Origin of the sequence: Ensifer sp. LC384 (assembly GCF_001695865.1) — a bacterium.
GTDB lineage: Bacteria > Pseudomonadota > Alphaproteobacteria > Rhizobiales > Rhizobiaceae > Ensifer.
Genome location: NZ_MBST01000056.1, coordinates 288,345 through 297,381, shown reverse-complemented (window position 1 = coordinate 297,381; position 9,037 = coordinate 288,345). Strand labels below are relative to the sequence as shown.

The following is a 9,037-nucleotide window of genomic DNA, read 5'->3' as shown; positions in this document are numbered from 1 at the left end:
CGTGCTCCTTCAGAATGCCGATAATCTGTTCGTCCGTGAAACGGTTGCGCTTCATTCCCTGGTCCTCTCAATGGGCCAGAGCTTACTTCAAAATGGATTATTTCAACGGGGCAAGGTCAGCATCATAAAACTCGCACTTTGAATGAAGTGCTGAGCGGCCTAAGTTTCCGACCAGCAGTTGCTCATCCGCACCGAAGACGAAAGCGTCTTGTTTGGTGTGGAAAATACGATCGACAACAATGTTGCTACTCGTGAGCTGGAAACGCAGCGCGACCTGTCCGCTCGTATCAGTGAATGAAAAGCGGTTTGATACGAGCGTAAAATCACCCAACATCCGCGCCTTGGCAACTATCTCGTTTCGCGAAATCTTGCAGATGGCTCGCCCCGATTGATCTCGAAAAGTGCCGCTGATCAAGATCGGCTCCAGATCATTTTCGCTGGGCGTGAGCTCTAAAATTGGTTCCTCGTCAACAACAATCGAATTCCGGGAGGCCTGTATTAAATTTCCACACCAATCGATGCTGAAGTCTGCACTAGTTGTCAGAATCTTGAATCGCGTTTCGCTGTCAGCCGCCAACCGATTCTGGCGATACTTCTCGATAGTCTCAATTGGGAGCATGCATCCTTTCAGTTTGTGACATCGATCGCAGAGAAGTACGATATCTTCGGGGTCATGAAATTTCGCTTCGGCCCATGGGGTTCGCAAATGATCGTATTCATACGGTATGCTCCCACAAACCACACAACCAAACGCGCTTCTTTCGCGCACCAGAGCCTTTACATCTTCCGGGATCCGGCGTTGCAAACCATGCTTGTTCTTCATGTCCCCTCGCTCAATGGCGGTTTCCACGGACATAGTTGAGCGGCTTTGGTGGCTTGTCTATAGATGTGCGCGGTTTAGCTCGACATCAGGACGATGACGACAGCATTCCCGTCGGTAACCTCCATGAAGCCCGGCATCTCTGACGTCGAGACCGTGCAGTACTATCATCGCCGCTGGTATCGCGCTGACGATGGCTAAAGGTGGCGCGGTGATCGCCACTGGGCTGACGATGACGACGACAGGGCCGGCGCGAGCATCGGCTGCCTTGCTGCAGGCGCCGTCATCGGCGGGGTGATGAACGCCCAGCCGAGGCGATATTACGGCGGCAACTCCCATACGAGCTGGTGCTGCAGTCGATGCCAGTCTTACCGGGCATGGGACAATAGCTACCAGCCCTGCCATGGCGCCCGCCGCGCCTGCTATTCGCCCTATCGCTAGCCGGCATTACGTCCCGTCTCCTGTCTGGGCGCAGGCATAACTGTCTGGGAAACAATAGTTTTCCGTGGTCGCTTTGTAGCGGATGCCGCTGTGTCCTTGTGTAGACCAATGCGCTTCGCTTGATCGACATTGCCCCCACACACAACGCAACCATTCCTCCCTCACCCATTCCCCTCGGTTCTGCCTGATCCGCGCCTCCAATTGGCAGCCTGCGACAGCGATCATCACCGTGGTTTTCGACTGCAGCTTGACATTTCCGTAAGCCCGACCTTATCATTCCAATATAAAGTATCTTAGTACATAACTATGAAATAAAAATAAGAGAGGAACATACGATGAAATCAGCAAGGATCGCACTGCTTCTGGGAACGGCGCTTATCGCCTCCTCGTCATTCGCCTTCGCGCAGGAAAAGGGTGGGGTCATCAACGTCGCCACGGTTGGCGAGCCGCCGACGCTCGATCCGATGGCGTCGACCGCAGACCTGGTCGGCATCGTCTCGCAGCATATGTTCGAGACGCTCTACACCTTCGACAAGGATTGGAAGCCGACGCCGCTTCTGGCCGCCGCCCTCCCGGAGATCAGCGCCGACGGCAAGACCTACACGATCAAGCTGCGCTCCGGCGTCAAGTTCCATGACGGCACCGACATGGATGCAACCGATGTCATCGCTTCGCTCGAGCGCTGGACGAAGACGGCGTCGCGCGGCAAGCAGACGGCAACGACGATTGCCGGCATCGAGGCCGTCGACCCGACCACAGTGAAAATCTCGCTCAACTCGCCCTATGCGCCGCTGGTCTCGCTGCTCGCCTTCAACAATTCCGCCGCGATCGTGCTGCCTTCGGAAAAGCAGGCCGAGCCGATGGTCGATTTTGTCGGCACCGGCCCCTACCAGCTCAAGGAGCGCAAGGCCGACCAGTACATCCAGCTGACCCGTTTCGACGCCTACAAGTCGCCGGAAGGTGAAGCCAATGGCTATGGCGGCGCCCGCCACCAATATGCCGACGAGATCCGCTTCGTGCCGGTGCCGGACCCGAACACCCGCGTCGAGGCCGCCGTCTCGGGCCAGTACGACTATGTCGATTCGCTGCCGGTCGAATCCTTCGATCGGGTGAAGGGCTCGAGCGCCTCCGAGCCGGTGATGCTGCAGCCCTTCGGCTGGCCTGTCTTCGTGCTCAACTCCGGCAACGGCATGACCAAGAACCTGGAGCTGCGCAAGGCGATCCGCGCAGCCCTCAGCATGGAAGACATGATGGCGGCGGCCTTCGGCAGCACCGACTTCTACGCCCTCGATGCTGCTCTCTACCCCGCGCAATATGTCTGGCGCACCGAGGCCGGCACCGAAGGCGGCTACAATATCGCCGATCCGGAAAAGGCGGGCGAACTGCTGAAGGCCGCTGGCTACCAGGGCGAGCCGCTGCGCATCCTGACCAGCCGCCAGTACGAGTTCCACTACAAGATGGCCCAGGTTGCCGCCGAATATCTCAAGCTTGCCGGCTTCACCGTCGACATGCAGGTGGTGGATTGGGCGACGCTCACCCAGCGCCGCGCCGATCCGACGCTCTGGGATATCTACATCACCCACAGCCCGTTCCTGCCCGAACCGGCGCTGATCGGCATGATGTCGACGAAGGCGCCCGGGAACTGGGATACGCCGGCCCGCGCCAAGGCGGTCGATGCCTTCAACGCCGAATCGGATGCAGGCGAGCGCGTCGCCCGCTGGGCCGATGTTCAGAAGGTGATCTACGAGGAAGTGCCGTTCATCAAGATCGGCGATTTCAATGCCCTGTCGGCCAAGACCAAGACGCTTGACGGCGTCTCTCCCGCGCCGTGGCCCTACTTCTGGAACGCTTCGATCAAGAAGTAAGCTTTCACCCACTTGAAGCCTTCGGCGGGTGGTCTTTCCCTTCAGGGATTGCTGCCCGCCGGATAGCCCGGCGCTGCTTTGTCGGCGCCCGTGCGGAAGAAGTTCGAGGCACGCATGATACGCTATATCCTCCAGCGCCTGTTCGGCATGATCGTGGTCATGGCGCTTGTCGTCACCATTGTCTTCGTCATCGTGCGCGTGACGCCCGGCGATCCCGCCGCCGTCATGCTCGGGCCGGAAGCAACCCAGCAAGACATAGCCGACTTGAGAACCAAGCTTGGCCTCGATCAGTCGCTCGGCCTGCAATATGTCTACTATATCGGGCAGTTGCTGCAGGGCGATCTCGGCCAGTCGATCTTCCTCAACCAGCCAGTCACCTCGGCGCTTGCCGAACGGGCCGAGCCGACCTTCTTCCTCACCCTGTTTTCGATCCTGATCGCCAGCGCCATTGCGCTTCCGATCGGCATCTACGCCGCCTACCGGCGCGGCTCCTTCGTCGACCAGGCCGCCACCACGCTGGCAATGCTCGCCGCCAGCATTCCGAGCTTCTGGCTCGGCCTCATCCTCATCCAGATCCTCGCCGTGCGCCTCGGCTGGTTCCCGGTTTCGGGTTACGGCGGCCCGGGCGCGTCCTTTGTCGAGCGCATGTACCATCTCACGCTGCCGGCAATTGCGCTCGGGGTCGTCTCCTCGGCACTGATCCTGCGTTTTACCCGTGCCTCGATGCTCGACGTTCTCGGCGACGACTTCATCCGCACCGCCCGCGCCAAGGGCCTGGGCGAGCGCCGCGTGGTGATGAAACACGCCCTGAAGAACGCCCTTATCCCGATCCTGACGATCATCGGCCTGACCGCTGCCGTCCTGATCTCCGGCGCCGTCGTCACCGAAACCGTCTTCGGCCTTCCCGGCGTCGGCAATCTCGTCGTCTCGGCCGTGCTCAGGCGCGACTACCCGGTGATCCAGGGCGCGCTTCTGGTGATCGCCGCTCTGTACGTGCTGATCAATTTCGCGATCGACATGCTCTACCTCCTCGTTGATCCAAGGGTTCGCTACTGATGACCGTCACCGTATCAACCCCTGTCGAAAGCGAACGAGCCAAGTTCCTGCGCCGCCTGCTCAAGCGCAAGACCGTGGCCTTCGGTCTCTTCATTCTCCTCGTCTTCGTGCTTTTGGCCGTCTTTGCGCCGCTGATTGCGCCCTACGCACCGGGCAAGCTGTCGATCGTCAACCGTCTGTCGCCACCGAGCATGCGATGGTTCTTCGGCACCGACGAATTCGGTCGCGACGTGTTTTCGCGCACGATCTATGCCGGCCGGCTGTCGCTGCTGGTCGGCGCTGCCGTCGTCACGCTCGCAACGATCGTCGGCGTCGTCATGGGGCTTCTCGCCGGCTTCTTCCCGAAGCTCGACGCGCCGATTGCCCGCCTGATCGACGCGATGATGGCCTTTCCCGATATCCTGCTGGCGATCGCGCTTGTCGCCGCCCTCGGCCCGTCGCTGACGACGGTGATCGTTGCGCTCAGCGTCGTCTACGCGCCGCGGCTGGCGCGGGTGGTGCGCGCCTCGACGCTGGTAATCCGCGAACTGCCCTATGTCGAGGCGGCCCGGGCACTCGGCATCTCGACGCCGCACATCATGACGCGGCATGTGCTGCGCAACCTGCTCTCGCCGATCCTGGTGCAGGGCACGTTCCTGTTTGCCCATGCGATGCTCGCCGAAGCCGGGCTTTCCTTCCTCGGTGTCGGCGTCAGCCCGGAAATCCCGACCTGGGGCACGATGATCGCCTCGGGTCGGCAATATATCGGACAGGCCGATTGGGTGACGCTGTTTCCCGGCATCGCTATCGTGCTTTCAGTCCTGTTCCTGCAGATGGTTGGCGACGGTTTGCGCGACATGCTCGACCCCCGCCTCAGAAAGGACCTGTAATCCATGCCCACCGCAAACCGTAGCACCAGCCCCGTGCTGATCAGCAACGTGAAGCCCGTCGCCTTCGGCATGGCGGCGCCGGCCGAAACCGTCGATATCCTCATCGGAGGCGACGGCATCATCGCCGGCATTGGCAGCCAACTGGCAGCACCTGAAGGCGCCACGCGCATCGACGGCAACGGCGCCTGGATCTCGCCCGGCTGGATCGACCTTCACGCCCATGTCTGGCATGGCGGCACCGATATCTCGGTCAGGCCGCAGCTCTGCGGCATGGAGCGCGGCGTCACCACGATCGTCGATGCCGGTTCGGCCGGCGAAGCCAATTTTCACGGCTTTCGCGAATACATCATCGAGCCGGCGCGCGAGCGCATCAAGGCCTTCCTCAATCTCGGCTCCATCGGTCTCGTCGCCTGCAACCGCGTCAGCGAACTCAGCGACATCCGTTCGATCGATATCGACCGCATCATCGCCTGCTACCAGGAAAACCGCGAGCATATCGTCGGCCTGAAAGTGCGCGCCAGCCACGTGATCACCGGCTCCTGGGGCGTGACCCCGGTCAGGCTTGGCAAGAAGATCGCCAAGATCCTGAAGATCCCGATGATGGTGCATGTCGGCGAACCGCCGGCACTCTATGACGAGGTGCTGGAAATCCTCGGCCCCGGCGACATCGTCACCCATTGCTTCAACGGCAAGGCCGGCTCGAGCATCATCGAGGACGAGGATCTGTTCGAACTCGCCGAGCGCTGCGCCGGCGAAGGCATCCGCCTCGATATCGGCCATGGCGGCGCATCCTTCTCGTTCCGCGTCGCGGAAGTCGCCATCGCCCGCGGCCTGCTGCCCTTCTCGATCTCCACCGATGTGCATCTGCGCAGCATGAACCAGTCGGTCTGGGATCTCGGCACCACCATGTCGAAGCTCTTGAGCGTCGGCATGCCGTTCGAAAAGGTCGTCGAGGCCGTGACCCATGCACCCGCCTCGGTCATTCGCCTGCCGATGGACGGCCTTTTGAGCGTCGGCGCCCGCGCCGAATTCACCCTCTTCGACCTTGTCGATTCCGATCTGCGCGTCTTCGATTCGCTGGGAACCGAAGCGCATCTCAATCGCCTTTTCGAGCCGCGATACGCCGTTATGGGCACCGACGTCGTCGCGGCAAACCGATACCAGCCGCAGCATGTCGAATGCCCCGACCACAGCCACGGCTACAGCTACCGCTGACCCATCACAGACCACATAAACTGGCAGGATATCGCGTGAACAGTTTGGACCACAAGACAAAGGGCCATGCGCCGGCTTCGCCCTACCAAAGGCTCGCCGCCCTCGGCATCGACCTGCCGCCGGCGCCGCCGCCGATCGCCAACTTCGTCACCCACGTCCAGGAGGGCAACATCCTCTACCTCTCCGGGCAGGGCCCGCGCGAAGTCGACGGCCACCTGCATGCCGGCAAGGTCGGCGCCGACGTCGACATCGAAAGCGCCTATGACCACGCCCGGCTGACGGGCATCAATCTGCTGGCGGTGATGCACGACGCGCTCGGCGATCTCGGCCGCGTCAAGCGCGTCGTCAAGATCCTCGGCATGGTCAACGCCGTGCCGGAATTCGCCGATCACCCGCAGGTGATCAACGGCTGCTCGGACCTGATGATCGACGTCTTCGGCGAAGCGGGGCAGCATGCCCGCTCGGCCGTCGGTTTCGGGTCGCTTCCCGGCAACATCACCGTCGAGATCGAAGCGATCGTCTCGCTTCACGCGTGACGGTCCAAGGGAGGTCGGATCAATGGCTGCGCCAGCCCATCATCTTCTCGATCCGCTCGGCGGAAACCCTGACGTGATCGGCGTAGAAATCGCGATCGTCGAGGATCTTCTGCTCGGGCAGAACGATGGAGATGGTCGCGACGCAGCTCCCCTTGTCGTCGAGGATCGGGGCCGCGACGCAGGCGACCGCATAGTCGGATTCACCGGCCTGAATCGAAAGCTTGGCGGCGAGCGCCGTCTCGGCCTGGCTCGACAGTGCCGCTGGATCGATATCGGCCCGTCCGGTCGGCGACGTGCGGGCGCAGCGGCGGAACAGTTCCAGCCGTTCGTCGGAGGGCAGATGGCCGACCAGCAATCGTCCCGACGCCGTCCAGTTGAGCGGCACCCGGGTACCGACCCTCGATGTCACCTGAAAATGCCCCGGACCGTCGGCCATGGCGAGCACCTGCATATAGTCGCCGTCGCGACCGCAGAGTTGGATGGTTTCGGCGACTTCGCGGCCGAGATCGTGCATCTCCCGCGTCGCGACCCCGAGGAAATCGAGCGAGCGCGCATAGGCAAGGCCGTAATGGTAAAGCCGGTCGCCGAGCCAGACCTGGCCGTCGGCATCGCGGCTGAGCAGGTTCTTTTCCACCATGTCATCGACGATGACATAGGCCGTCGACAGCGGCGCGCCGACCGCCTTGGCAATGGCGTAGACGCCGCTCGGAGAGCCGGTCTCGTAGAGGAAGTCGAGCACCTGCAATGCCCGATCCATACCGCTCACGCGCGAGCGGCGGGTTTTTCCGGTCGGCTCCATGTCCTCGCCTGGCTCGGTGGCAATTGTCGTCTTGTCCAAGGGTCTGCTCCCGCGCAATTCGAAATTCGCAACAGATGGGCGGGCAGCGGCGGCTTCCCGCCTCACCCGCGACAACGGCCGGCTCGTCACTCCGAAACCGCCCGTTCATATCTCATTACTATGGTAGATATTCCGCCAAAACGGAATAGCTTACCTATTTCGACTGCCAGAAAAACATATGGAGACCACCATGCCTGACCGCGACATCCGCGAAGCTCTCGGACTTCGCCCAGTTATCAACGTATCCGGCACGATGACCAGCCTCGGCGCATCGATCGTGGTCCCGGAAGCGATCGCCGCGATGACAGGCATACTGCCGCAATTCGTCGAGATCAACGACCTGCAGCGCAAGATCAGCCCGGTGATTGCCCGGCTGACCGGCGCTGAGGCCGGCTTCGTCACCGCCTCCTGCTCCGCGGGCATCAGCCTTGCCGTCGCCGGCACGATGACCGGCGACAACATCGCGGCGATCGAGCGCCTGCCCGACGCGACCGGGCTGAAGAACGAAGTCATCATCCAGATGGGCCATGTCGTCAGCTATGGCGCGCCGGTCGATCAGGCAATCCGCATTGCCGGCGGCAAGCCGATCCTTGTCGGCCAGGCGACATCGGCCTATCGCTATCACCTCGAAGGTGCCATCAACGAGCGCACGGCGGCCGCTGTCTATGTCGTCTCCCACCATGTCGTGCAATACGGCCTTGTCGGTCTCAAGGAATTCGCCGAAGCCTGCCATGCCAAGGGCGTGCCCGTGATCGTCGATGCGGCCTCCGAATACGACCTGAAGATCTTCCTTGAGCAGGGCGCGGATATCGTCCTCTATTCCGGTCACAAGTTCCTGGGCGGCCCGACCTCGGGCATCGTCGCCGGCGAGAAGACGCTGGTGCGCAACGCCTTCCTGCAGAACCTCGGCATCGGTCGCGGCATGAAGGTCGGCAAGGAAAGCATGCTCGGCGTGATGGCAGCGCTGCTCGCCTGGGAAACGCGCGACCACCAGGGGATCCGCGACCGCGAGACCGGCTATCTCCATCTCTGGCGCGATACGCTTGATGGCCGCCCGGGCATCAAGCCGGTGATCGAAGCCGATCCGACCGGCAATCCGCTTGATCGCTTGCGCGTCACCATCGATCCGCAGGAAGCCCACATTACCGCCTGGGATCTCGCCGATGCATTGGCAAGAGGTCAGCCGCCGGTGATCGTGCGCGACCACGAAGTCGAGCATAACTACTTCTACCTCGACCCCTGCAATCTACACCCCGGCCAGGAAACCATCGTGGCGAACCGCCTTTCGGAGGAACTGACAAAGGCGCGCAGCTCCAACGAGATCATCGCCACGCCGCTGGCGGACCGCAACGCCCGCCGTTTCGCCAGCCTGTTGCGCTGGCCCGACTGAGACCGAT

At 61.9% G+C, this 9,037-nt stretch carries 8 protein-coding genes; 6 read left to right on the top strand and 2 right to left on the bottom strand.

The features are described 5' to 3' along the window. Window positions 1–97: 97 nt before the first annotated feature. The gene (locus BC363_RS28995; protein WP_141690468.1) at window positions 98–823 is read right to left on the bottom strand and encodes an HNH endonuclease signature motif containing protein; all 726 of its coding nucleotides are present in this window, start codon (window positions 821–823) and stop codon (window positions 98–100) included. A gap of 773 nt (window positions 824–1,596) precedes the next feature. On the opposite strand from BC363_RS28995, the gene BC363_RS28990 reads away from it, so the two are divergent. The 5 genes from BC363_RS28990 (at window position 1,597) to BC363_RS28970 (ending at window position 6,802) form a co-directional block, all read left to right on the top strand. Continuing rightward, window positions 1,597–3,126: an ABC transporter substrate-binding protein gene (locus BC363_RS28990; protein ID WP_065780802.1), complete on the top strand. Its 1,530-nt coding sequence runs from the start codon at window positions 1,597–1,599 to the stop codon at window positions 3,124–3,126. A 114-nt stretch (window positions 3,127–3,240) separates the two neighbouring features. Further along, complete coding sequence (locus BC363_RS28985) at window positions 3,241–4,182, top strand: ABC transporter permease (RefSeq protein ID WP_065780801.1); 942 nt, start codon at window positions 3,241–3,243, stop codon at window positions 4,180–4,182. Continuing rightward, entirely contained in the window at window positions 4,182–5,051 is an 870-nt protein-coding gene (locus BC363_RS28980; protein WP_065780800.1) for an ABC transporter permease, read from the top strand. The genes BC363_RS28985 and BC363_RS28980 overlap by 1 nt, the downstream gene beginning before the upstream one ends. A gap of 3 nt (window positions 5,052–5,054) precedes the next feature. Beyond that, window positions 5,055–6,266, top strand: coding sequence for an amidohydrolase/deacetylase family metallohydrolase (locus BC363_RS28975; RefSeq protein WP_065780799.1), 1,212 nt, complete (start codon window positions 5,055–5,057; stop codon window positions 6,264–6,266). Window positions 6,267–6,310: 44 nt separating this feature from the next. Further along, window positions 6,311–6,802 carry a RidA family protein gene (locus tag BC363_RS28970; protein WP_065780798.1) on the top strand — a complete coding sequence of 164 codons (492 nt, stop codon included), beginning with the start codon at window positions 6,311–6,313 and terminating at the stop codon, window positions 6,800–6,802. 19 nt (window positions 6,803–6,821) lie between these two features. On the opposite strand, the gene BC363_RS28965 is transcribed toward BC363_RS28970, so the two are convergent. Beyond that, a complete protein-coding gene (locus BC363_RS28965) occupies window positions 6,822–7,601 on the bottom strand; it encodes an IclR family transcriptional regulator (RefSeq protein ID WP_065780831.1) in 780 nt (259 codons plus the stop codon). Window positions 7,602–7,830: 229 nt separating this feature from the next. Between BC363_RS28965 and BC363_RS28960 the strand changes: the two genes are divergently transcribed. Further along, entirely contained in the window at window positions 7,831–9,030 is a 1,200-nt protein-coding gene (locus BC363_RS28960) for an aminotransferase class V-fold PLP-dependent enzyme (RefSeq protein ID WP_065780830.1), read from the top strand. Window positions 9,031–9,037 lie beyond the last annotated feature (7 nt).